General features: G+C 70.2%; 20 protein-coding genes, 4 pseudogenes and 1 CRISPR repeat array (1 of these 25 cut by a window edge). Of the genes and pseudogenes, 12 read left to right on the top strand and 12 right to left on the bottom strand.

Going from position 1 to position 21,856, the window contains the following annotated elements; translation table 11 throughout:
• Positions 1–360: 360 nt before the first annotated feature.
• Complete coding sequence (locus ACZ4WZ_RS15395; protein WP_467890065.1) at positions 361–930, bottom strand: hypothetical protein; 570 nt, start codon at positions 928–930, stop codon at positions 361–363.
• Positions 931–1,157: 227 nt separating this feature from the next.
• The gene (locus ACZ4WZ_RS15390; protein ID WP_467890063.1) at positions 1,158–1,499 is read right to left on the bottom strand and encodes a hypothetical protein; all 342 of its coding nucleotides are present in this window, start codon (positions 1,497–1,499) and stop codon (positions 1,158–1,160) included.
• A 106-nt stretch (positions 1,500–1,605) separates the two neighbouring features.
• Here ACZ4WZ_RS15390 and ACZ4WZ_RS15385 point away from each other — a divergent pair, with 106 nt between their 5' ends.
• Complete coding sequence (locus tag ACZ4WZ_RS15385; protein WP_467890060.1) at positions 1,606–3,111, top strand: hypothetical protein; 1,506 nt, start codon at positions 1,606–1,608, stop codon at positions 3,109–3,111.
• Positions 3,112–3,970: 859 nt separating this feature from the next.
• On the opposite strand, the gene ACZ4WZ_RS15380 is transcribed toward ACZ4WZ_RS15385, so the two are convergent.
• Positions 3,971–4,477: a hypothetical protein gene (locus ACZ4WZ_RS15380; protein ID WP_467890057.1), complete on the bottom strand. Its 507-nt coding sequence runs from the start codon at positions 4,475–4,477 to the stop codon at positions 3,971–3,973.
• 18 nt (positions 4,478–4,495) lie between these two features.
• Between ACZ4WZ_RS15380 and ACZ4WZ_RS15375 the strand changes: the two genes are divergently transcribed.
• Positions 4,496–4,834 (top strand): DUF7224 domain-containing protein, encoded by a 339-nt coding sequence (locus tag ACZ4WZ_RS15375; RefSeq protein WP_467890054.1) that lies wholly within the window; start codon positions 4,496–4,498, stop codon positions 4,832–4,834.
• Positions 4,831–5,385, top strand: coding sequence for a hypothetical protein (locus ACZ4WZ_RS15370; RefSeq protein ID WP_467890052.1), 555 nt, complete (start codon positions 4,831–4,833; stop codon positions 5,383–5,385). The genes ACZ4WZ_RS15375 and ACZ4WZ_RS15370 overlap by 4 nt, the downstream gene beginning before the upstream one ends.
• Here ACZ4WZ_RS15370 and ACZ4WZ_RS15365 read toward each other — a convergent pair.
• The 3 genes and pseudogenes from ACZ4WZ_RS15365 to ACZ4WZ_RS15355 all read right to left on the bottom strand — a co-directional run.
• Positions 5,298–5,562 (bottom strand): annotated as a pseudogene (locus ACZ4WZ_RS15365) (IS5/IS1182 family transposase); the annotation flags it as partial. The gene ACZ4WZ_RS15370 and the pseudogene ACZ4WZ_RS15365 sit on opposite strands and share 88 nt — an antisense overlap.
• A 32-nt stretch (positions 5,563–5,594) precedes the next feature.
• A pseudogene (locus tag ACZ4WZ_RS15360) lies at positions 5,595–6,439 on the bottom strand (helicase associated domain-containing protein); the annotation flags it as partial.
• Positions 6,440–6,601: 162 nt separating this feature from the next.
• Positions 6,602–7,165: a hypothetical protein gene (locus ACZ4WZ_RS15355; RefSeq protein WP_467890049.1), complete on the bottom strand. Its 564-nt coding sequence runs from the start codon at positions 7,163–7,165 to the stop codon at positions 6,602–6,604.
• Positions 7,166–7,638: 473 nt separating this feature from the next.
• On the opposite strand from ACZ4WZ_RS15355, the gene ACZ4WZ_RS15350 reads away from it, so the two are divergent.
• Both ACZ4WZ_RS15350 and ACZ4WZ_RS15345 read left to right on the top strand, forming a co-directional pair.
• Positions 7,639–8,175: an SDR family oxidoreductase gene (locus tag ACZ4WZ_RS15350; protein ID WP_467890047.1), complete on the top strand. Its 537-nt coding sequence runs from the start codon at positions 7,639–7,641 to the stop codon at positions 8,173–8,175.
• Positions 8,157–8,483: a Rossmann-fold NAD(P)-binding domain-containing protein gene (locus ACZ4WZ_RS15345; protein WP_467890044.1), complete on the top strand. Its 327-nt coding sequence runs from the start codon at positions 8,157–8,159 to the stop codon at positions 8,481–8,483. The genes ACZ4WZ_RS15350 and ACZ4WZ_RS15345 overlap by 19 nt, the downstream gene beginning before the upstream one ends.
• A 240-nt stretch (positions 8,484–8,723) precedes the next feature.
• Here ACZ4WZ_RS15345 and ACZ4WZ_RS15340 read toward each other — a convergent pair whose 3' ends face one another.
• Entirely contained in the window at positions 8,724–9,827 is a 1,104-nt protein-coding gene (locus ACZ4WZ_RS15340; RefSeq protein ID WP_467890041.1) for a DNA alkylation repair protein, read from the bottom strand.
• An 813-nt stretch (positions 9,828–10,640) separates the two neighbouring features.
• On the opposite strand from ACZ4WZ_RS15340, the gene ACZ4WZ_RS15335 reads away from it, so the two are divergent.
• A complete protein-coding gene (locus tag ACZ4WZ_RS15335; protein ID WP_467890039.1) occupies positions 10,641–10,958 on the top strand; it encodes a hypothetical protein in 318 nt (105 codons plus the stop codon).
• Positions 10,959–11,127: 169 nt separating this feature from the next.
• On the opposite strand, the gene ACZ4WZ_RS15330 is transcribed toward ACZ4WZ_RS15335, so the two are convergent.
• Together ACZ4WZ_RS15330 and ACZ4WZ_RS15325 are read right to left on the bottom strand one after the other, a co-directional pair.
• Positions 11,128–11,601, bottom strand: a complete 474-nt coding sequence (locus ACZ4WZ_RS15330) for a DUF397 domain-containing protein (RefSeq protein ID WP_467890037.1) — start codon at positions 11,599–11,601, stop codon at positions 11,128–11,130.
• 76 nt (positions 11,602–11,677) lie between these two features.
• Positions 11,678–12,808 (bottom strand): alpha/beta fold hydrolase, encoded by a 1,131-nt coding sequence (locus ACZ4WZ_RS15325; RefSeq protein ID WP_467890034.1) that lies wholly within the window; start codon positions 12,806–12,808, stop codon positions 11,678–11,680.
• Between the two features lie 150 nt (positions 12,809–12,958).
• Between ACZ4WZ_RS15325 and ACZ4WZ_RS15320 the strand changes: the two genes are divergently transcribed.
• A complete protein-coding gene (locus tag ACZ4WZ_RS15320; RefSeq protein WP_467890031.1) occupies positions 12,959–13,870 on the top strand; it encodes an ArsR/SmtB family transcription factor in 912 nt (303 codons plus the stop codon).
• A gap of 1,348 nt (positions 13,871–15,218) precedes the next feature.
• A complete protein-coding gene (locus ACZ4WZ_RS15315) occupies positions 15,219–15,794 on the top strand; it encodes a hypothetical protein (RefSeq protein ID WP_467890029.1) in 576 nt (191 codons plus the stop codon).
• Positions 15,795–15,890: 96 nt separating this feature from the next.
• Here ACZ4WZ_RS15315 and ACZ4WZ_RS15310 read toward each other — a convergent pair whose 3' ends face one another.
• Positions 15,891–16,358 (bottom strand): amidohydrolase family protein, encoded by a 468-nt coding sequence (locus ACZ4WZ_RS15310; protein ID WP_467890026.1) that lies wholly within the window; start codon positions 16,356–16,358, stop codon positions 15,891–15,893.
• On the opposite strand from ACZ4WZ_RS15310, the gene ACZ4WZ_RS15305 reads away from it, so the two are divergent.
• The 4 genes from ACZ4WZ_RS15305 (at position 16,346) to ACZ4WZ_RS15290 (ending at position 19,976) form a co-directional block, all read left to right on the top strand.
• Positions 16,346–16,924 (top strand): recombinase family protein, encoded by a 579-nt coding sequence (locus ACZ4WZ_RS15305; protein WP_467890024.1) that lies wholly within the window; start codon positions 16,346–16,348, stop codon positions 16,922–16,924. The genes ACZ4WZ_RS15310 and ACZ4WZ_RS15305 overlap by 13 nt on opposite strands.
• Before the next feature lie 295 nt (positions 16,925–17,219).
• Entirely contained in the window at positions 17,220–17,579 is a 360-nt protein-coding gene (locus tag ACZ4WZ_RS15300) for a hypothetical protein (protein WP_467890022.1), read from the top strand.
• A 322-nt stretch (positions 17,580–17,901) separates the two neighbouring features.
• Positions 17,902–19,101, top strand: a complete 1,200-nt coding sequence (locus tag ACZ4WZ_RS15295; RefSeq protein ID WP_467890020.1) for a S8 family peptidase — start codon at positions 17,902–17,904, stop codon at positions 19,099–19,101.
• A 512-nt stretch (positions 19,102–19,613) separates the two neighbouring features.
• Positions 19,614–19,976 carry a hypothetical protein gene (locus tag ACZ4WZ_RS15290; RefSeq protein ID WP_467890017.1) on the top strand — a complete coding sequence of 121 codons (363 nt, stop codon included), beginning with the start codon at positions 19,614–19,616 and terminating at the stop codon, positions 19,974–19,976.
• 504 nt (positions 19,977–20,480) lie between these two features.
• Here the strand turns inward: ACZ4WZ_RS15290 and ACZ4WZ_RS15285 are convergent.
• Positions 20,481–21,013, bottom strand: a pseudogene (locus ACZ4WZ_RS15285) (SDR family NAD(P)-dependent oxidoreductase).
• Positions 21,014–21,166: 153 nt separating this feature from the next.
• A pseudogene (locus ACZ4WZ_RS15280) lies at positions 21,167–21,358 on the bottom strand (helix-turn-helix domain-containing protein); the annotation flags it as partial.
• A 314-nt stretch (positions 21,359–21,672) separates the two neighbouring features.
• Positions 21,673–21,856: a CRISPR direct-repeat array (repeat unit 30 nt; unit sequence GGGGTCATCCCCGCATGCGCGGGGAGCAGC); it runs 576 nt beyond the window's last position.

Raw genomic sequence — 21,856 nt, 5'->3', positions numbered from 1 at the left:
GCGGTCACCCGCGGCCGGCACCGCAACGGCTCCCCCAACGCCTCCGTCAGCCGGTCCGCCGCCACCCCGCACCCGCCGGGCCCGCAGCGCCGCGCACACCGCCTCCGCATCGGCAGCCTCCACCACCACCCGCGACCACGACCCCCGCCCGGCGTCGGCCGGCGGGACCAGCCCGGTGCCGGCCGCCCACCGCCACGCGGCCACCGGCACCCGCAGCCGGCCCGCCGCCTCGTACTCGCCGTAGCTCTCTCACGCGCCTGGCTAGGTCGGCGAGTTGCAGAGATCTATCAGCACATATCGACGGCCTTCGAGATCAGCCGATGCCTGGTGGCGGAGAAGTAACAGCAGCCCAGACCTGTTTTAGGGGTGGACGGCGCGGACGTGGTCGGCTGAGAGGTGGAGTTCGTACGGCAGACAGCAGTCGGAGCAGAGGGTCCCGACGAGGGTTCCGCAGGCGCACAGCTGGTTCATTCCACCGTCTGGGGTCGCTCCGCAGCAGGCGGGGGAAGCATGCTGCAGTGCCAGGCCGCGCGCGTCGTCCGGGTTGATGACGATGTTGCCTCGCGGACCTTGCGACACCAGCCATCGCCCGTGCACGTCAGCCTTCGCCCCGCGGCGCGGCATCGCCTCCCCGGGGACGTCGGTGGCGACCAAGGGCGCACCGTAGGGCTGCGTCTCGATGGCGTAGCAGCTTGGCGGCACGGTTGCCGGCGACGGGCCCGGCTCGTCCGCGTCCCACCATGCGAAGAACGGAGGCTCGGGAACTGCGGGCAGCCGGGTAAGCGGTTCCGTCAAGGGGACTCCACACGTCGCGCACACGAAAAGCACAGCATCGGACGCCACAGCCCCATCGGTGAGGTCAGCAGGCGCGGCGGCCTGCCCCAGCGCGGGCTTGCCCTTGCGTGGATCCTGATCCTGCTCATCGTGCATACGCCGACCGTACGCGGCGTGCCGCCGGGCTCTACGGCCACCCCCACCACCGGAACGCACGGTACCCGTCCCGAGTCAAGCCACGAGTGTTGGTGAAACTCGGCGACATCGTCTGCGCCTCTCCTGACCAACAAGCCAGGCTCGACGATGCCGAAGCCGGCGCATCCCCGCGAAGTCAGGGAAACCGCTTGCGCGGGGATGCCGCTCAGTTCTTCCTCGGGCACGGTCTAGAACGGCCGGACATTCCACCTCTGGCGGGCATCGGCGCTGTCGCACTCTTCGAGCGTCACATGGCTTTCGGCCTTCAGGTCGGTGAGGCAAACGCTCAGGGTCGCGTAAGCGTTGTTCGAGAGCTGGAGGCTCTCGAACTGGGTGGTGCGGTCGTCAACCGTCCACGTCGTCTGGTCTCCGTTGTCTTTGCAAGAGCCCAGGCGGAACGCACGGAGACTGTCGGCAGCGAGGCAACCGGTACCCCAGATCACCGTGGCGCCGTCACCGCTCGGCGGCGCAACCGCAACGCGGCGACGCCGGGCGTGGGCAAGGGAAACGATGTAGCCGAGTTTCAGCAACGCCCGGTTCCTTGACTCGACACTGATGTTGTGTGATCCCCTGCCTGCGCACCGCGGCGGTCACCGTCTGCACGACGGGCAAGGGATGGGGTGGCAGGATGACGCGGTGTCTGACTCTCTCCGTGAACTGTGGCTGCGCGGCATCGCTTTCAATCCGGCGGCGCCCTCCGACGTACTGATACGCCTGATGGATCGAGCCGCCGGCGAGGTGGGCCCGATGATGTGCGAGGGCCGCGACCTGCCCGACGCCGTCATCGACGCAGCGCTCCGCCACCCCGCCGGGAAGATCCGCGGCGCGCTCGCCCTCAACCGGCACGTCGACCCCGCGCGACTCGCCCCCTTGTCCACGGACCCGTCCGGGATCGTCCGCTATCGGCTCGCCGGCGGCCCCCGCCCCCGGCCCCGACGGGTCCGACCACTGCCGGACGGCATCCTCGTCACCCTCCTGACCGCCAAGGACGGGGGCGAGGACGGCATGCTCACCGAACACGAGATCACCCAGGAGCTCAGCGCCTCACGGCAGACCCCGCTGTCATTCCACCGCTCCATGGCCGGGCACGAGCACCCCGAGCTCCGCGTACGCGCCACCTGGAGGTGGCAGTCGCTCACCCCTGCGCAGCGGGAGGCCCTGCTCGACGACCCCGACCCCGCCGTACGGGAAGCGGCGCAGGAAAGCATCTGGGAGCTGGACCCGGAAGCGGTGGAGGCCAAGCTGCCGTCCATCGGTTCGCACGGCAAGCTGTTCGTGCTCGGCACGTGCGTCCTGTCCCCCGCGCTCGTCGAGCAGTGCTTCGCGGACGGTACGGTGTACCCCCTGACCTGGAACCGCCACACCCCCGCCTACGCCGTCGCCCGGCTCGCCCGCCACCCCGAGGCGAAGGTCCGCGAGATGGTCGCCGCCAGGCCGGACGTGGGGCCAGACCTGGTCACCGAGCTGAGGGAGGACCCGGACGAGGGCGTGCGGATGCGCGCACGCCTCCACCCCTTCCCCCGCACCTGGGCCGAGTACTGGGCCATCCACGGGGTCATCGGACACGGTCCGGACTGCACCTGCCCGGCCGCCGAGCTTGACACCGAGCCGTCCCCCGATTGGTTCGCCGCCTGTGCGGCGTCCGAGGAGCCGGTGCTGCGCCGGGTTGCGGCGAGCTGGCCGGGCCTGCCCGCAGAACTCGTCGAAACGCTCGCGCGGGACGACGACGAGGAGGTACGGATCCGGGTTGCCTGCCACCACCCCCTGGCCCCGCCGACGCTCCTCCTGGACGTCTTCGTCACCCGCCCCGCCCACCGTCCGCACCTGCTGACCCTCCCCGCGATCCCCCGCACCGGCCTTACCCACCTCATCGGCCACCCGGACCCCGAGGTACGCGCCCTGGCCGCAGCCGATCCCACCCTGCCCGAACCCCCGTTGGAAGACCCCGACGAGTCGGTGTGCCGGGCAGCGGCCTCCAACCCGGGCCTGGCACCGGAGGCCCTGGAGGCCCTCCTCGCCGACCCCCGCACCGCAGAGGGCGCTGCCGCCAACCCGTCCCTGCCCGTCCCCCGCATGCAGGCGCTCCTCGACCACTGCCTGAACGGCGCCGCCACCCCGCCGTCACCGGCGGCCCGACGCTGAGTACGGCTGCGCCTGGACGTCCCCGTGGCCGACGTGCCCGGGTCCGGGGAAGGGATGCAGCCCTCCTGCGGCTGGCCTACCGGCCGCGATGGCGCGCGTTGGTTGGATGCGGCCGTAACCTGGCTATTGCTGAATCGTTTATCCATACCGTCGCGTCAGATGCACGAACCGCTCCCCCCTTGCGGTGCCGCGACTGGCCCCGGGACTCCCCCGTCCCGGGGCCTTGCCATGGTCTGACGGGCGGGAGTGCTCTCGCTGTTGCCGGGGTTTTCCACGGTTTCGCCCTAAACGCCTGCGGCTGCTTGGGAGCATGGGTGGGTAGGTGAGGGGTCTCGCCCGTGCTGGCACCGCAGGAGCAGACGTTGGAGCCGACGACACGACCCGCCCTTCGGCAGACTTGTTTCCCTTGAAGGTCGTCTTCTGCGGCTTTTGCCGGGCTACTGCGGCCACTGGTGGAGCGCGGACTCTCAGCGTCGAGGGGAGTTTCTGTCGGTGACCTGGCACACCCCAGCCTGCCCGCACCACGCGGCCGATCTGATCCTCGCCGGGGACGACTGACGGCACTGCTGCGGGTGGACCGCCGCTCCCGTGACCTTCACAGACAGGGTCCCACAGCCATCAAAGGGGAGCTGTGTTGCAGCCCGTGTTACACCGCCGTCCAGTGCCAGGAGGCAAGACGAGGGCCCCGGGGGTCACGACGTCCCAGGGCCCTTCACTCCGCTGACCTCACAGCTCAACGATGTGCGAGGTGGCGTGTCACGCCCAGTCGACGCCCAGTTTCGCGAGGGCGGTGCTGGTCGGCGGCGAGCTTGTCGCGTCGGCATGCATGCCGCCGGCGTGCCGCTGCGGCTTGTGCCGGTCACCTCAGGTCATGGGGAAGCCTGTCGCGGTATATGCGGTGGTAGGCCGCGAGGCGTTCGGCCTGCTCGTCCATGCAGGACAGTAGCTCGTACGCCTCCGCCGAGGCGCCCACCATCTCGAACGCCGCCAGCTCCTCGTAGTAGAGCCAGGCGCCTTGCCGGGCCACGTTCAGGCAGGTCTCGGCTACGTCGTCCTGCTCGCCTGCCGACAGGACGCCCAGGATGTACAGGAGGTCCTTGCGGACTCCGACGGGCGGGCGCCCTGCGAGAGCGGCCAGGGCCAGGGAGGCGGTGGCGACGGCCGGATCCATCAGGTTCGACTGGATGCGGGCGTGGTTTTCCGCCCAGTCGGTGCCCAGATCCTCCGGGTTGCCTTCCAGCAGCCTGATGAGCTCCTGGGGAATGTGCTCCGCCGAATACCGGTTCGGCCCCCATGAGCAGCCGCACGTCATCGCAGCCCAGTCGTGCAGCCCGGCTTCGATGCGGACCAGTTCCAATGATCTCATTCTTCCGTCTCCCGAATTGTGCGATTTCCACGGCGCCTGGGTCCGGCCCGTCAACGGTGTCTTGGAGTGCTGGCTGCGGGCGATGTACTGCCTCTTGCCGCGGAAATCCCCCTGGCACCGGGGGTGCAGCGGGTGGGGTCGCACCATGCGGTTATCACTGGATGGCTGACGGCCATCGCCACCCAAGCACCCCCGGCGCCGGCCCAGGGCCGTGTCTCTCCCGACGACGCGAAACTCGCCCAGCAGATCCTCACGCTGTCCTCCGCCCGTCAGCACGCCTGGTACGAGGTGAACCGGGCCGCGCTCACCGGATGCGAGAAGAAGCCGACCCTGAACCCTGAAGGAGCGGGTCGGTGAACTGGTGGGCCGCATCCCGCAGCGTCCCTGCGCTCGCTGCCGTCACGGTTGTGACGGCCGGCGCGGGCCTGGCGTTCGGGCAAAGTCGCATCCCCGTCCCTGCGATGGTCGGCGGGGCCGGAAACTTCCTTCTCGCCGCGCTGATCACCGTCATCCCCGCCGTGATCTGGCTCGCCTTCACCGGCCGCGCCCGGAACGCCACGGAAACCGTGGCCGTGCGGGCAGTCCACCGCTGGGATACCTTCCTCGCCGGCGTATGTGCAGTCCTTACCCTGGCCATGGCCGTCCTCGGTCATTTCGCGGGGGCCGCCCGCGTGGCCGTGGCCATCGGCCGGAACACCGCCTTCTACCTCGGACTTGCGCTGCTCCTCGCCCCCCTCGCCGACGCCCGGATCACACCACCGGTCCTGACCACCATTCCCCTGGTTCTTGCCGCCCGCGCGTCAACCTATGACCGATCGCTTCAGAACGACGTCCGGAGGCGTCGCAAGCAGATGATGCTGCAGGCGAGGTGGAGCAGCCCGAGGTGGAGGTCAGCTGGGATCTCGTAGCCGATCCGGAGGCCTGTGAATGGGTGGAGCCCAACGAAGGTTCGCTCGACGACCATCTGGTCTTGCCGAGGCCCGAGCAGTGGGCGGCGCCCTTCCGGGCGATCTTCGGCGTGATGCCGCGGGTGCGAATCACACGTCGGTACTCGTCGTGTCGTAGCCGCGGTCACCGAACGGTCGCCATCGCCGGTGACGGGCCAGGGTGTGACTGTCTACTCTGCCCGCTCGACGCCCAGCTTCGCGAGCGGGGCGAGTTGGTCGGTGGTGAGTTTGTGGCGGCGGGCTTTGGTGTTGGAGACCCATACGCCCAGCTTCACAACGACCGGCTCCGCCTCGCCCTCGACCGTGATCTCCTCGCCGTGGGCCCTCGGGACCGGCCGGTCCGCGCCTTCCCGCGCGATCCACTGCGTGAGGGCCTTCAGGCCGCGCTGGATGCCTGCTGTGCCTGGATCGGACTCTTCGCCGTACGACCGTCCGCAGGGGCGGGAGAGGGCGCCTCAAGCGGCTTGATGCCGAGCGTAGTCAGCCGTTCCTGCTGCTCGGCCGAGAGCTGCGCCCAGGTGCTGGGCTGCTTCTGCCGTGCCAGCCACTTGCGCAGGTCGTCGCCGTCGAAGAGGACGCCGGGTGCGATGTCGGGCAGGGCGCCGTCGGCGTCGACCAGGTCGGCCAGCACGCGGTAGTGCCGCTGCCAGTCGAGCGGCCAGGGGCAGTTCCAGTCCTTGTCGATCGCGGCGAGCTGTGCGGCTCGGGTCTTCGCGGTGTCCTCGTTCTTCCCGAGACCGTTCTTCGCGCCCTTGCGCCGGAGGTTGGCCATCGTCTCACCGTCCTCGCCCCAGAAGGCGTCCTGGCGGGGCGCGAGATGCCCGGTGGCGCGGTGGTAGGAGCGAAGTGCGGCGAGCTTGTCCTCCCACGCTTCCTCGCCCCAGACCGCCCCGGCCTCCGGCGCGTCCAGCAGTTCCTTGCGCCGGTCCTCGAGTTCGCCGGCGCGCAGGGCTTTGCCCTGCTGGTGCACCCACCGGCCGAGCGGGAAGTCCTTGATGACGCCGACGTCGGTCTCGCCGGATCCGCTGGCAGAAGCAGGTCGGTGCCGACGGCAGGCCGGGAATGACGGCGGAGGAGTCCGAGCCGATTCACCGGCGGGGGCACCAGTCGAGGACCGTATCGGCGGGTGCCCGTCTCGTGCCCTGGTCGGCCGATCGTGGGGCGGGGGCGGGTGCCGCTACTCGGCGGCCTTGGCGCAGGTCACCTTCGCGAACTTCGAGGTCACGGTGTACGTGTCGTTGGGGACGCCGGTGAACTCGAAGAACCCGTCCTGGATGGTTTGGGTGGTGTTCACGACGGCGCCGGAGGAGTTCTTCAACGTGACCGTCTCCGCCACCGGGAATCCCCTGCCGGACACGCCGTAGGTCGTTCCAGGGCCCTTGGTCACGGTGCACTTGATCGCGGCCTCCTCGTCCGACACCCACTTCGGGCAGATCGCCTTGGCCCGACGTCCTGCGGCGCTGTAGGTGTCGTTCGGCAGCCCGGTGACCTCGAAGAAGCCTCCTGTGATGGCTGTGGTCGTGCGCACGGTGGTGCCCTGTGAGTTCTTTACGGTGACGCGCTCGCCGGATCTGAACCCTTCGCCCGACACGCCGAACGTGTTGTTCGGGCCTTCCGAGAGGAAGCAGGTGGCGCCGGGTGCGGCCCGTTCCGCTGCTCCGGCCGTCGTCACGGTGACGGCGGTCCACCCGCTGAACGCCACAGCGGCCACGACCGCGGTGGAGAGGGTCTTCCTTCGCATGAGATGTCCCTTCCTTCGACTGAAGGCAGTCGCTTCGCTCGAGTAGGTCGCGCCTCGCGGAGGAGTGTCGGCGGTGAACGTGTCCTGTCAGGGAGCTCACCTCTGATCGGCAGGCCTCGGAGCCGACGGGTAATGCGGCGTCTTCGGCCTCGGCGCAAGGAGACGGAGTTGCTCGCGACACGTGGAGGTCTGTGATCACCCACGCCCCCAGGGGCGGCCTCCCTCGGCTTCCCACTATTCCACTGGGCGGGGCGGGCCGCATGTGGGCGTGGTCGGCGGCGCCGGGGAGCGCCCCAGAGCCCTGCCGCCCGCCCCTCGACCGGGTCTGGTCAATCGAACGGCTCGGTGGCGTGATCGGTGACGCCGAAGGGTGACGGTAGTCGTTGACGCCTCGACAGCCGTGCCCGCCCCTCGCCTTCGAGCACGGGCGGGCAGGACGGAATACTCCGAGCACGGCCGAGGCTGACCTGATCATGAGTGAGATTCTTGTGACGGGCGCGACGGGCAATGTCGGCCGAGAAGTTGTTGCTCAGCTCCTGGCCGCAGGCACCGCTGTACGTGCATTGGCGCGTGATCCCGAATCGGCCGAGCTACCGGAAGGAGTCGAGGTCGTGGGTGGGGACCTGTCCGAGCCGGACACGCTGGAGGGGGCACTGACCGGTAGCGAGACAGTGTTCCTGATCTGGCCATTCCTTACGACAGAGGGCGCCCCTGCCGTACTGGAAGCGATTGCACGACATGCCCGCCGCATCGTCTATCTCTCGTCGTCGGGTGTGAACGAGGACACCGAACGGCAGACCGACCCGATCAACCAGCTCCACGCCGACATGGAGCGCCTGATCGAAAAGTCCGGCCGGGAGTGGACCGTCCTGCGGTCGAACACCATCGCCTCCAACGCGCGAGGGTGGGCCGAGCAGATCCGCACCACGAACGTCGTTCGCGGTCCCGACATCGCCGCCACGGCGGTGATCCACGAGCGCGATGTCGCGGCGTGGCGGTGCATGCGCTGACCGATGACGGGCATGTAGGTTTCAAACATGTCCTGACCGGCCCGCAGGTACTGGGCAGAGCCGAGCAGGTGCACACGATCGGGGAAGTGATCGGCCGCACGACGCGCTTCGAGAGGGTTCCCCTACAGGCCGCACGAGAGCAGATGCTCGCCGACGGCCGGCCACCCGCTCTCGTCGAGGCCCTGTTGGCCAGCGCGGAGACGCGGCCCGAATCCGACTTGATCACCTCCACGGTGGAAGAGATCACCGGAGCGCTGGCGCGCACGTTCCGCTCGTGGGCGGAAGAGCACGCGGACGATTTCCGCTAGGTTCGCCGTTCATCATCATGCGGCGGCCGACCCCATACCGGTACTCCACCAGCCGCCAGATCGTCATCAACGCCGACACCCGCAGGTCGTCGTAGTCGGCCGGTCGCTTGCCGGAAGCCGCAACGACTGCAAGGCATGGAGCGCCTGGCGCTCCCGCCACTTGCTCGCCCGCCCGGAGAACAGCGTTACCTCGATCGCGAAGCTCCTCGGTGTCTCCCGCAACACCATCATCCAGCAGGCTCAGGCTGGGCCCTGCGATGTCTCGGCGGCGGTGATGTGGACCTCGGTCGCGCCGAGGACGCGACCGTTGGCCTGGACCTCGATGCGGTGCGGACCGGGGTGGATCGTGCGGACCGAGAGGCTCTCGAACCGGTGCCGGCGCGAGAAGGGGACCGCCTGGCCCGCGGGGAGGTCCCGGGCGGTCAACTTGAACACCTTGCCCGCTTTGGGGCCGCGAACCCCTTGGTAGTGGACTATGTAGTCGATCGCCGCTCTCGTCGCGTCGGTGGCGTGCAGGGTGAAGGTGACGGTGGTCGCTTCCCCGATGGAGATGGTGGAGGGCGAGCAGGCGAGGTCCGTGATCTCGATCGGAGCATGGTGATCGAACCCGAGAACCGCGAGAGCCTCCGGGTGTCCTCGCTTGACGAGTGTCCGCAAGCCGTGGCGTACGACGAAATCGCCCTGCGTGCTGCCGCGCAACCATCGCCGGGCGGTGACGAGGACGAGGTCGGGGTGGTCCTTGCTGATGTCGTTGAGGTGGTTCGCCACGGAACGGCGCACGTAAAGGGACTCGTCGTTGACGAGAGGCTCCAGGAGCGCCAGCGAGGGAGCGGGGTCGGCGACGAACCGCGAGATCTGCGATGCCCAGGGCAGCCGTGGGCGCGTGCCCTCCGAGACGAGCCGCCGAACGTGTTCGTCCGGGTCGGTGGTCCACGCCCTGAGCTGGTCCATCGTGACCTCGTAGTGGGCTTCGACGAACGGGCGGATAGCGAACTCGGCGGTGTAGCGGGAAGTAAGCGCGGCCAGCAGCGGCAGCGCGACATCGGGCCGGTCCAGCAGCTCCGAGGCAACGTAGGCGTTGACGGGCATGGAAGCCCATCCCGTGAGGCCCCCGCTGTCGAGGGCGCCACGGATCACCCGGTCGGTTTCCTCGGGGGACGTCGGCATTGTCGCCGCGAGGGCACGGGCGATCCAGTCGATACGGGCCTTCAGCTCCAGCTCACCGATACCGGTACATGCGAGCTGCTCGAACGACGTCCGGTCGAACGAGGCCGAGGCACCCGCGAGGTCACCCGCGAGACGCCCGATGAGCTCCGGAGACAGTTCATCCTTGAAGTCGGCCATCTCAACGCCCGCCCACGGTCACGTCGAGGCCCCCGGCCGCTCGCCCCGTACGGCTCTCGGCCGGCGGGAGAAGGGGCTCGATGCGCTCCCACTGTTCGTTCGGGAGCGGTGTGAATCTCGACCTGGGCATCATGGTTTCGAGTCTGCCACGGACCACTGACACACGGCCGGTACCTCAGGCGCTCTGAGCTGCGACGACTCCCCGCTTCGCGCAGCTTGCCAGGCTGGACAAAAGGATCCGTTTCTGACAGTGGAGGCTGAGCGTTGCGGCCGAGCAGAGGGCGGCTCCGTTCTGCTGTGCGGCGTGGCGTAGGGGTATTGTTCTTGATGTGGTTGACGCGGCCTTCGACGGGGACCGAGTTCCAGAAGGTGCTCAGGCCTGGACGACGGCGTTCCAGTCCTTCTCCAGACCGGTGGCGGAGGTCTGTAGGCGGGGCAGGTCCACGGTGCGGGTGGCGGTGATCCAGTCCGGTGGTGCGGGTGGGACGACGCAGATGCGGCGCCAGCGCCTCGGTCGTGGGTAGGCGGGATGGTACGTCCCCCTGGGTGGAAGAAGCCTGCCAGGATGGTGTGTCCCACCGCGACGAGGCCGAGTTGACCAGTCCCGAGGCCTAGGGTCCGAAGCTGCCTCCGTCCTACCCCCGAAGTCACCGCCGCCGCAGAAGAATCTGGTCGAGCCCCCGCGCCCGCAGCCCGCGACGAAGAAGCTCAAGACGGAGGTCGCGGTACGCCAGCCGCGCATGGTCGTCCGGAACCGGCGCACGGCCGCGCTCACCTTCACGGCCGACGAATGGGCGGCCGACGGCGGAGGCCTTGCGAGGGTGGGGCTACCCGGCCCTGGACGAAGCCGATCTCGAGGCGGCCGTCCGGCTGCTCGTCGCGGCCGCTGTCACGGACGGCGGGAAGCGGGTCAGCCTGCACCTCGGCGACCAGGAGGAGCAGGAGGAGAAGGTCCTCGTGGCCGTACTGAGCCACGTGGCCGGGCCGCCGGACGAGACCGCCCTGAGCACGGTGGCGGCACTGACCACCGTCGACTCCGTCGGCACGGACACCGGGGACGACGGCCGATGGCTGTGGGTCATCCTGGCCGCCGCGCCTCGGCGTCGGCGCGGCGGGCGTACGGCGGCGTGAAGCGAGGCGTCTGTCGGTGCCGTACGCAAGCTGGTCGGCGTCGGTGTCCTCCTCATGAGAGCGAGGACAACACGCGAGCCGAATTAGGCAGATTCGGCGGCGTACCGGGAGCAGGCCACAGCGACCAGCCCGAACGCGGGCAAGCGCCCCACGTACCAGGACACGTTCGTCACCGAGTAGCCGCTGCCGGGAACCACGGCCGGGCGTCATGAGCCGCCGTCCGGAGCTCGGACGGCGGCTGACGCATGTCAGTGCTCCGGGACCAGCTGGTTGAAGGTGCGTGCCCACCCCGGTGGGTGCGGGGAGGACGCGCACCAACCCGCGACCAGCGGCCCCGGCCGGTGTGCGCGGCGAACGCCGACCAGGCAGCGGAAGAGAAGCCGATGATCGGGGCTGCAGGGTCTCCACTGCGCTTGGAGTCGCGGATAAGGGCGTGCCCCAACTGCGGGCACGCCACAACGCAATTGTCGTTGACGCCGCCGCTGCATGCCCTCGGTGATGACGGCCGGCCGCCGTGCTTGCCCTCGCGAGCCGCGGCGTCGAGCCCTTCGAGGGTGGGCTCCCGGATGTTCTCGCGCTCGGTCTCCGCCGTCGCTGCGAAGAACGCGAACAGCAGGCGTCCGGGTCCCCTGGGGTCGTACATCCCGGGCAGGTGTCCGGCGAGCAGTTCTGGCGTATCCGGGTCATGCCCCGTCCCGACGTGTCAGACGGAGCGGCCCTCACCTCGACAGGTGACGGGCGAAGAATGATCGGACCAGAGCGCGAACGGCGGGCACGGTGACGCGCGGATCAGCCCGGCCGACCATGGCGGCGCGCCCGGCGGCGGTCGTCAAGCTGGCGCTGTGGAGTTGGGGTACGAGGGCCGCATAGTCGGTGAAGACCCAGTGCTGGGTGTCGTTGAGCTGCTGCCGGGTGGCGGGGCCCGCGTGAGCGAGGAGTGCTGCCCAGGACCGGTCCAGCCGGACGTTGCGGAAGCCGTCGGTGCCAGCCAGGAGCAGTGGACGGTCCGTCCCCTGGCGCGCCACGGGCAGGAGTTCGCCGTCCATCTGGTCTAGGTAGCCCTCCAGGTTCACGGCGGCGGTGATCCGCCGGTCCTCGTGGAGCGCCTGTGCGGCCGCCGTGCCGCCGGCGGAATGCCCGTAGACGCCAACGTGCTCCAGGCCGAGCGAGTCGAGGACGAAGCGGAGGTCGGCGACCCGGGTATCGATCATGGTGCGGAAGGTAGTCGCGTCGGGCGTGCCCAGCAGCGCGGTGGTCCGGACGCGTTTGCGGCCCGGCCGCTCGTGGGGGAACTCGACCTCGCTCGCGTCCCCGGGGTGGTCGACGGTGACGACCGTCCAGCCGTATGAGGCGAGGTCCACCGCGAGAACGCTCCCCATCGTGCGGGCGTCGCCGCCACCGGGGCTGTAGAGCAGCACGGGGCGTCGGCCGGGCAGGGGTGGGGCGCCGACTCTGGCATGGGTGAGGGTGGCCGCCCAGTCGACTCCGGCCGTGGGGAGCTCCGGGTGGATCCAGGGACCGTATTGGGTGAATTCCTTGGCGGCAGCCGGGGTCAGCTGGGGAGCGCGCGGGAAGCCGCGTCCGGGGACGGCCGGCCGCAAGACGGTGACCATGAGTTCGCGTACGCCGATGCGGGGCTCCCACGGGTCGTTGCGGGAGGAGTCGACGAGGTAGAGCGTCTTGGCGCCGACGTGGTAGGGCCCGCTGGGCGTCGGCAGATGCAGACGCAGGGGCGTCGCGGCGTCGCGGGTGGCGGCGAAGGCCGGGGCGGCGCCGAGCAGCAGGGCGGCTGCCCCAGCAAGGGCGCCCTTGGACAGGGAACGGCGACCGGGTGAGAAGGAAGAGATCATGGAAGGCATCCTGGCGGCGGGCCCTGTGCCCAGGCGAAGCTTGCGGCCAGGTCCGAAAAGCTGGCGCGGAGCGGGGGCACGTGCGTGATCCGGATCCATTTCTCGGCGGACGATTTTGCCGCGGTGCGGTTCGCGCCGCGGCCCTCGCCCGTGCCCGAGCTGCATGCGGCCCTGATGATGCTGGCCGCCCCGCATGAGGAGCTGCTGTTCAGGCACTGGCGGCACCGACTGCTGCGGATCCTGCCAGGTGCGGTCGAGCCGCTCGCGGACCTGGTGCCTGACGGGGTGGCCCCCGCTTTCCTCGACGTTCTCGGAGACACGCCGGAGGAGGGGTTCGCCCTGATCAGGGCAACCCGCCCGGAGCTCGTACGGGCCGGGATCGAGCAGGTGTACGCGCGACGGTCGGCCCCGCCTTGGATCCGCGCCCTGCACGGCGGGGACGCCGGGGCCTGGCGGACGCTCGGCAGGGCCCATCGAGCGGCCTACGAGGCGGTACTCGCCCCGGTGTGGCCGCGGGTCCAGGACCTTCATCGGGCGGAATTCACTCGCCATGCCTTGGCCGTCGCCGAACGGGGCCTGGGCGCCGCTCTGACCCGCCTGTCCCCGGGGTCACGGCTGCACGACGGAGTGTGGGAATGGCCGCAGCCGGGCGGACCCGGGGTGCGGGAGGTCCGGCTCGGTGGGCGTGGGCTGATCCTGCGGCCGACGTTCCACTGGCGATGCGGCCCGCTCGTCCAGGACTTGCCCGATCGTCCGGTGGCGCTCGCCTACCCCGCCGCCCCGGGACTGCCGCTCGCCCCGGACGAGAGCGGCGTCCGGGGCGACGCTCTGGCGGGAGTCCTCGGGAGCACCCGGCTCGCGGTCCTGTGCTCCTTGGACGGAGCGCGGACGACCACGGAGCTGGCACGCCGTATCGGCGTCAGCAACGCGACGGCCTCCGCCCACGCCTCGGCCCTGCGCGCCGCGGGTCTCCTCACCACCACCCGCACGGGCCGCTCCGTGCGCCACATGCGCACGGCCCTGGCGGAGCTGCTGCTGAACGGCGGCGGGGCTGATCGCTGAGGACGTGGCAAGAGGCAGCCAGCTCACGGCCGATGCTCACCATCGCGTTCTCCAAGTCGCCCCAGCTGCGGGTCCTGTGTACCGGCTGGCAGCCCCCGGCGCCAACCGTGCACGGCCACCGTGGCCGGCATCCCAGGGCCCAAGCGGCCACCGGGGAGCGCTACGGCCCGGCAGGCTTCCGCCGGCTCCTCGAGGAGAAGGCGCAACGCGCGCGGGAGCGCCCCCACTTCGCCGACGGGTAGCTGTCCCGCGTCCGGGTCGTCTCCAGCCACCGCTGGGAGGTGCCCCCTGACCCGCGCCGCCCGGTACCGCACCTCGCCGCGTTGTCGCGGCAGCCGAGGACGTCCAGTAATCGGGAGCCGCGCCGCCTTGCGATGCACGGCACCGGACAACGTGGCTTAGCCGGCGAGATCCGAAAGAGACGACCTAGCTGCACCCCTCGCCTTGCTGGGGCTCGGCTTGGAGCGGCATTTCCGCCAGCTGCCCTCCCCGGGGTGCGGATAGCGACTTCTCCCCTCCCCCGGTCCAGATCATGCTGCCGGGCGGCGAGGTCACCGGATTGACCTCGTCTCCTTCGACCTCTGGTTCTGCGATGACGACGGTGTGTTCCGCTGCAGCGGTGCCGCGGCATCCGCGTTCGCACCCGCCCTGCGCCCTGACCGAGGGCGCTGTGCGAGACAGTCCGGGTTCCGGCTGCTGCGGGTCGTCCGCTCCCATCCGGCAGGCTCTCCGGGAGGCGGGGCGGCCCGCGCAGGAGGGTGGGGCATCGTCACCCCGCGAAGCGCACGGAAACCAGCCACGTCCCATGTCTATCTGCAGGCGTCGATCACTGCTACAAGTATGACGCTTCACTAACTCCTGTTCCCCACACGACGTCAGGGGGTGGGCACCTGTCATGCGCACGCTAAGGCGGGTCCAACCTGTCCTGCTGACCCCCGCGGCCACGAGCATCGGCCTTGCCCAGCCCGCCTCCGCCGCCGCGGAAGCCGGGGAGCGGTACGTCGCTCTCGGCGACTCCCCGTCCTCCGGCGTGGGCGCGGGCAGCTACCTGTCCGGCTGTGGCAGCTGTCAGCGCAGCAGCAGGGCGCACCCGTCCCGGTGGGCGGCGGCCAACGCCCCGGCCTCGTTCTCCTTCACCACAGCGTCTCGGTGCCGGTCTCCCACAGCTGCCACCCCACGGCCACGGGCCACTCCGGCGGCTCACCGCCGGCCTCCCGATCCGCCGTGTGATCTCCCCCGGGCCACGCACGGAGCCTTCCGCGCTCGGGAGTCGACGCGGGTAGACACCGCGGTCGACGCCCGCCACCTCCGCACCCATCCGCCGGAATCCGCACCAGGAGAGAAGCACATGAAGCCTCCGCAGTCACTCCTCCGTCCCCAGGCCGACGCCACGACCTCCGGCCACCCCCGAGGAAACGCCCTTCGCGTGGTGGTCACCGTCCTCGCACTCGTCCTCGGCGCGCTCTTCGCCCCAGGCGTGGGCGTCGTCGGCGGCGCGACCGACGCCCACGCGGCCACCAAGATCAGCCACGCCACCGCGACCTCGATGTTCCGCAGCTCCGGGATCACCTGGTCCTCCTCCGGCGGCTGCTCCAACCGCAACAACCCGGCCTGTACCTCCTTCGAGCAGCTCAACCTCGCCACCGCGCAGGGCGCCCAGACCCTCAAGAGCGCCAGTGGCTGCGCCCTGAACATCACCGGTGGTACCGAGACCGGGCACGCCGGCGGCACGTACTCGCACTGGAACGGCTACAAGCTCGACTTCAGCAAGTACACGTGCGTCGGGACCTACATCAAGAACACGTTCACCTACATCGGGGTGCGCGGTGACGGCGCCCCGCAGTGGAAGTCCGGCGCCGGCAACATCTACGCCGATGAGGGAAACCACTGGGACGTGACGTTCTACAACTGCGGCGGCTGCTGAGCCGGAATCCGCCGATGAGCGCGTGACGGTCTGCCCGGACCTCCAGTCCGGGCAGACCGTACGACGTTGCGGCTCCGTGTGCTCGGCCGGGGCGCCCTATTCGGCGCTGTGGACCCGTACACCGCCGACGTACGTCTCCACCGTGCGGACCGCGTGCAGGTCGGTGGGGGCGTTGGCGAAGGGGGCGCGATCCAGGACCGCGAGGTCGGCGAGCCGGCCGGCGGCGATCACTCCGGCCTGGTCCTGGCGGTTCACCAGGCCGAGCCCGCCGTGTACGCGGCGAGGGTGTCGGTCAGGGCGAGCCGCTGCTCGGGCAGGAACCGGGGGGCGCAGGTCCGGCTCCCCGAGTCCCTCGGCCCACACCTGCCGGTTGACGGCTACGTGGATGCCGTGCCAGGGGCCCGGACTCGAGACGAACCAGTCGCTGCCTGCCGCAAGCACCGCACCAGCCGCGTGCAGGACGCCGAACGCGTGCAGGACGCCGAACGGGTGCTGGCCCCCTCCCCGTTCCTCGCCGAGGAAGGGCAACGTAGCTCGTCCATGGCGGGCTCGTGCGCCGCCCACAGCGGCTGCATGTTCGCGGCGGCGCGCAGGATGCGGAAACGCGGGAAACCGCTGCGGGTCCAGACCCCGGCCGGGCCGCGGCTCCGTCCAGCCCTGGCGGCCCGGCACCCCGCCGGGGCACCCCTCGACCCGGACACCCCGGCTGCGGACATCCGTATCGGCTACGCCCGCTGCTCGACTCTCGGCCAGGAACTCGACTCCCAGCTCGACGCTCTCGCCAAGTACGGCACCCCCAGGAGAAGGTCTTCAGCGAGAAGATCAGCACCCGCATCCGGGTCCGCCCCCAGTTCGAAGCCGCCCTCCCCGCCGCCCGCGACATCAAAGCCCACGCCCCCCACTGCCGCGTCATCTTCACCGTCTACGCGATGAAGCGCCTCGGCCGCGATGCTGTCGAACTCACCGCGCTCGCCGACCGCCTCACCGCCCACGGCCTGGTCCTGGAGATGCTCGCCGGACCCCTGCCCGGGATGTACGACCCGAGCGTCAAATGGTCCTGCTGGGCTCGGCGACATCACGGCCGGCGCGGCCTTCTTCGCCGCGCGGTTCGCGGTGATGGCCGACGGTAGGAACTGGCTCTGCGGTATGCGGAGGTCGCCTGGGCGGCGGCCGGGCACGTGGTTCACCGGCTTTCCCAGGGGGTCGGGCATCCCGGGGCTGTAGCCGCGTTCCGGCAGGCCAGGGGCGCGCTCGACCAGGCTTCGGTCTCCGCGCGGACGGCGAGCCGTGCTGCCGACCACGATCTGGCGGACTTCCCGGGCGGCCTGCCGGTGGAACCGGTCGAGGCCTCCCCCGGTGATGCGCCCGGCGCCGTCACCGGTCGTCTCGCCGGCGACAGCGATCGGGCTCTCCCGGGCCGCCTACGTGACCCTGCAGGACCGCTCGAACCAGCGGATGAGCGGCTCGGACCTGAAGCGGATCGCCCGCTGGACCGCCATGGGCCGGCTCCTCGCGGGCGGGTACTGCTGCACGTCGCCGAGGAGATGGGCGAGGGCGCATCGCGGGACGGCCTGCGGGCGCCGCCCCGGTGCCGAGGGAGCCTTCGCGGCCTGGAGGAGCGCCGCCACGGCCTGGGAGCAGGTAGTGGACACCGCCGATCCCCGGGAGCACCCCCGGCTGCCGCCGCCGGGCGTGAACCGGAGCGACGAGAGGTACGCCCCCGGACCGCGGTATGACCCGCTGCGTGAGGCGATCGGTGAAGAGCTGAACCGGATCGCCGGATGAGGCGGCCACCGCGCGGGGTTTCGACACGAGGGGACGCGAGGCGCGCTTGTCCGCGAGCCGGGCAGCAGAACTCGGATGCCTTCGGCGCGAGTTGAGCGGGGCCGCAAGGGAGCCGTACGCATCACACCCGTGAACGTGCCGTATTCGTGCAGAAGTTCGGAGGAACGTGTGTGCGTAGTGAAGGCGATGCGTGGGGTGTTTTAAGAAACCTTGTTGAATAACCGTTGGATGGCTTGGCCACCTTGATTTGCGCCTGTCAATCAGCACAGGGTTCTGCAGAAGGTTTGACGCCCCACACGTCAACACGAGGAGAACCCTCCACATGGCAACTCACAAGCGTTCGCGCCGTTTTCGCTATGCAGCAGTGACGGCGGGAGCCGCCACGGCGGCCGCCGTGGCCCTGCTCGGCGCCCCTTTGGCGGGGGCGGCGACGCCGGCCGAAGGCACGGTGTACGGACTCGGCGCGCCCGGCGCGATCAGCGGCAGCTACGTCGTCATCCTCGACGGCTCCGCGGACCGGCAGCAACTGGCCCACAAGTACGGAGGCGAACTGCAACGCACCTACACCTCCGGGGTCAACGGATTCTCGGCCTCGGGCCTGAGCGAGACGGAGGCCAAGCGGCTCGCCGCGGACCCGGCCGTCGGCAAGGTCGTACAGAACAAGAAGTTCACCATCAACGCCACCCAGGACAACCCGCCTTCATGGGGGCTGGACCGGATCGACCAGGTCGCGAAGACCGGTGACAAGAAGTACACCTACCCGGACAACGCCGGAGAGGGGGTGACCGCGTACGTCATCGACACCGGCATACGCGTGACCCACAAGGACTTCGGGGGCCGCGCCACGCACGGCTTCGACGCCGTCGACAACGACAACAGCGCCGACGACGGCAACGGCCACGGCACGCACGTCGCCGGCACCATCGGGGGCGCCTCGCACGGCGTCGCCAAGAAGGCGAAGCTGGTCGCGGTGCGGGTGCTGGACGACAACGGTTCGGGCACCACCGAGCAGGTCGTCGCCGGTATCGACTGGGTCGCCAAGAACCACTCCGGCCCCTCCGTCGCCAACATGAGTCTTGGCGGCGGCGCGGACGAGGCGCTCGACGAGGCGGTGCGCCGGGCGATCGGGTCGGGCGTCACCTTCGCCGTCGCGGCGGGCAACGAGTCGGCCGACGCCGGGCAGGGCTCGCCGGCCCGTGTCCGGGAAGCGATCACCGTGGCGTCGAGCACCATCGACGACGCGCAGTCCTCCTTCTCCAACTTCGGCTCCGTGGTGGACCTGTACGCCCCGGGCTCGGACATCACGTCCGCCTGGAACGACAGTGACACCGGCACCAAGACCATCTCCGGCACCTCCATGGCCACCCCGCACGTGGTCGGCGCCGCGGCGGTCTACCTCGCCGCGCACCCGTCCGCGACTCCGGCGCAGACGGCGGCGGCCCTCAACGCGTCGGCGACCACCGGCGCGGTGACCAACCCCTCAACGGGCACGGTGAACAAGCTCCTGAAGGTGGCCCCGTAACGGCCTGAAGCCACCCCGCCCGATCATCTGACTGCCCTCCGGGCCGCTCCCTCGCGGGGCGGTCCGGAGGGCAGTCCTCATGGCATCGAGGTCAACGGTGCACTGCTTCTCGCGGTGGTCTCGGGGACGGCGGACCGTGGGAGGGCCGCCTGTCCGGCGGCCGCGGGGGGAGAGGGAGGCCGCGCGGCGGGAGCGCCGACGGCACCACGGCGAGGAGGCGGCGGACCTGCCCGGGAGGGGTTCACCATCCGGAGGCGACGGTGCCCCGTCCGGGTCCAGATGTCCAGCGCCCGCGGGAGCGCCGAGTCGGCGAGCGACGCCGGACGTGTCCAGGACCAAGCCCTGGTAACCGTCGCTCGCGGCGCGGCTGAGGGCGGTGCGCAGCGGGCCGGCACTGTAGTGGTCGATCTCGCCCGCCAGCGTGACTGTCGGCAACGCCCGCGTCCGCAGCCGAGATCTGTGACGACGTCTACAAGCGCAAGTACACGGAGATCTCGTCCACGTGGCACAAGGTGGTCGCGTCGGGGGTCATCGACAACCGCGACAGCGCCGCCACCACGCGCGAGAGCGTCACCGGGCAGATAAGCGCCAGCCTGACGGGCACCGTCAGCGGCGAGATCGGAGGCACGCTCAACCTGGCCGCGGCGGAGATCAGCTCCAAGCTCGGAGTGTCCGTCGAAGCCAGCGCCGCCATCGCGAAGGGCAAGACCGTGATGATCGAGGTGCCCGCCCGCAAGCGCGTGAACTACAAGATCGGTATCAAGAAGCGGGAATACCAGGTGTTCGTCACGCACCAGACCCGGAACTGCCGCGTCACCAACACCTGGGCGAAGGTCACGGTCGCGGACTCGTACACCGAGACCCGGAACATGTGAGACGTCCGTCCAGCGAGGGCGGGTGTTGAACGCGACCTTCACCTGATGCCTTTCTCCGTCACGGAGTGCTCCAGGCGAAGGCCGTGGTCCGTCACCCCTCCCCATCCCTCTCTCTGCGCCCGGGCAAGCCGTCGGGCCGGCCCTTCTACGACCCCGACAAACCCCGCAGCAGCCTTGACCGGATCGGGTCAGCGCAGGCCCTGAAGTTCCGCTCGTCGAGGCGCTCCCGCTTCATGAGCGCCCCCAAGGCCCGTGAGAACACCACCGCCGCTCTCCCGTCGCGCCGGGGCGGCCTGGTCCGGGCCCGGGTGGCGCCTGGGGTGAGAGCGGCGAAGAAGGCGTCTTTGCCGCCGGTCCGGTGTTGAGGGCAGGGACGAGCGCGGCCACGGCAGGGTCGGTGAGCTGGGCGGTCACGGGGTTGCCTCCGAACGGATGGGGCTGTGAGCAGGGCCGCGGACGGCCCGGCGGGTGGCTGATGACCAGCGCCCGCCGGGCCGGCGCTGGTCAGCGGGTGGTGTAGCCGCCGTTGAGGAAGAGGGTTTGGCCGTTGACCCACCAGCCGTCGGTCAGCAGGTGCCGGATCCACGGCACGATGTCCTCGACCTTGGTGAGGTCGCCGTTCATCGCGGACGACTGGCTGCTTCCCGCATCACGAAGAAGGCGGCTTTGGAGTTGACCGCGAACATCCGGTCGTATTCCTCCTCCGTAATCTCGGTCAGCGCCTTCTTCAGCACCATGCCGGCAGTGTTGATGCTGTAGTCGAGCTTCCCGAACCTGTTCAGGACCTCGTCGAAGACCCGCTCCACCTCGGCGACCTTCGTCAGGTCACCCTGGATCGCGAACGCCTCGCCCGGGCCCTTGTTGATCTGCTCGACGACATCCTCTGCCTTGGCTCGGGAGGAGTCGCTGTTGTAGTGCACCGCGACCAGGGCGCCCTCCGCACCGAGCGTGGTGCTGATCAGCCCGCCGAGGTTGCGGGACGCGCCGCCGACGAAGGCGACCTTGCCGTTGAGTGTCTTGTCAGGGGTGCTGACCATGACGGCCTCCTGCAGTGTGCCGAATGGGGACGGCACGACCCCGGCGGACACCGGAGGCCATACCACCGCAAAGTGGATCACCCCGGGAAGAGTGTGCATCTTGAACGATCCGATCACCGGTGGAACAAACCGCTCACAACATCCCGCGGCCCCTCAGCGCCCGCCGTTGCCGTCCCGCAGTATCTGGGGCGTGGCCCCCTGCGTCATCAGCGTCAGATGGCTCTGGTCGGCGAACCCCGCCTCCGTCGCGATTTCCGCGATCGGCCTGCTGGTGCGTACGAGCTCACGCCGTGCGGGTTCGAGGCGGCGCTGCATCACGTACTGGTGCGGGGACTGCCCCGTCGAGACCTGAAGACACGGGTGAAGTGGGACTCACTCGCCCCCGCCACAGCAGCCAGATACTCCGGCGTGACCCGCTGGGACAGGTTGGTGTGGATGAAGTCCACTACCTGGGCCAGACGACGGGGCGACAGTCCACCCTCACGGACCGGATTCACGCCGCCTTCGCCCGCGACGCGCAGCATCACCGCCGCAGCGGTCCGCACCGGCTACTGCGCGTACAGCGCGTCCGCTGGGCCCGGGACCGGCGTACTCCGCCACCAGCCGCTGCAGCAGCGTCCCCAGCGGCGGATCGGTGAAGTGGAGGCGGGCGGGATCGCGGGGTCATCCCCGCATGCGCGGGGAGCAGACGCGCTCCCGTTGCCTGGACCAGGGTGAACCGGGGTCATCCCCGCATGCGCGGGGAGCAGCATGCGGCAGGTGGTGCCCCGCCTTCGGTGCAAGGGGTCATCCCCGCATGCGCGGGCAGCCGATTCAAGCGGCCGGCTCCCACTTCGATGAGGG

Source organism: Streptomyces sp. NPDC029122, from assembly GCF_055569445.1.
The sequence above is the reverse complement of the archived record's forward strand: the minus strand, read 5'-3'. Positions and strand labels throughout refer to the sequence as shown.

Excerpts from the sequence above, each read along its gene's own strand:
- ACZ4WZ_RS15350 (WP_467890047.1), top strand. The coding sequence starts at position 7,639 with ATGAGTGAGATTCTTGTGACGGGCGCGACGGGCAATGTCGGCCGAGAA.
- ACZ4WZ_RS15340 (WP_467890041.1), bottom strand. The coding sequence starts at position 9,827 with ATGGCCGACTTCAAGGATGAACTGTCTCCGGAGCTCATCGGGCGTCTC.
- ACZ4WZ_RS15315 (WP_467890029.1), top strand. The coding sequence starts at position 15,219 with ATGAAGCCTCCGCAGTCACTCCTCCGTCCCCAGGCCGACGCCACGACC.
- ACZ4WZ_RS15380 (WP_467890057.1), bottom strand. The coding sequence starts at position 4,477 with ATGAGATCATTGGAACTGGTCCGCATCGAAGCCGGGCTGCACGACTGG.
- ACZ4WZ_RS15295 (WP_467890020.1), top strand. The coding sequence starts at position 17,902 with ATGGCAACTCACAAGCGTTCGCGCCGTTTTCGCTATGCAGCAGTGACG.
- ACZ4WZ_RS15330 (WP_467890037.1), bottom strand. The coding sequence starts at position 11,601 with ATGTACGACCCCAGGGGACCCGGACGCCTGCTGTTCGCGTTCTTCGCA.
- ACZ4WZ_RS15355 (WP_467890049.1), bottom strand. The coding sequence starts at position 7,165 with ATGCGAAGGAAGACCCTCTCCACCGCGGTCGTGGCCGCTGTGGCGTTC.
- ACZ4WZ_RS15395 (WP_467890065.1), bottom strand. The coding sequence starts at position 930 with ATGCACGATGAGCAGGATCAGGATCCACGCAAGGGCAAGCCCGCGCTG.
- ACZ4WZ_RS15325 (WP_467890034.1), bottom strand. The coding sequence starts at position 12,808 with ATGATCTCTTCCTTCTCACCCGGTCGCCGTTCCCTGTCCAAGGGCGCC.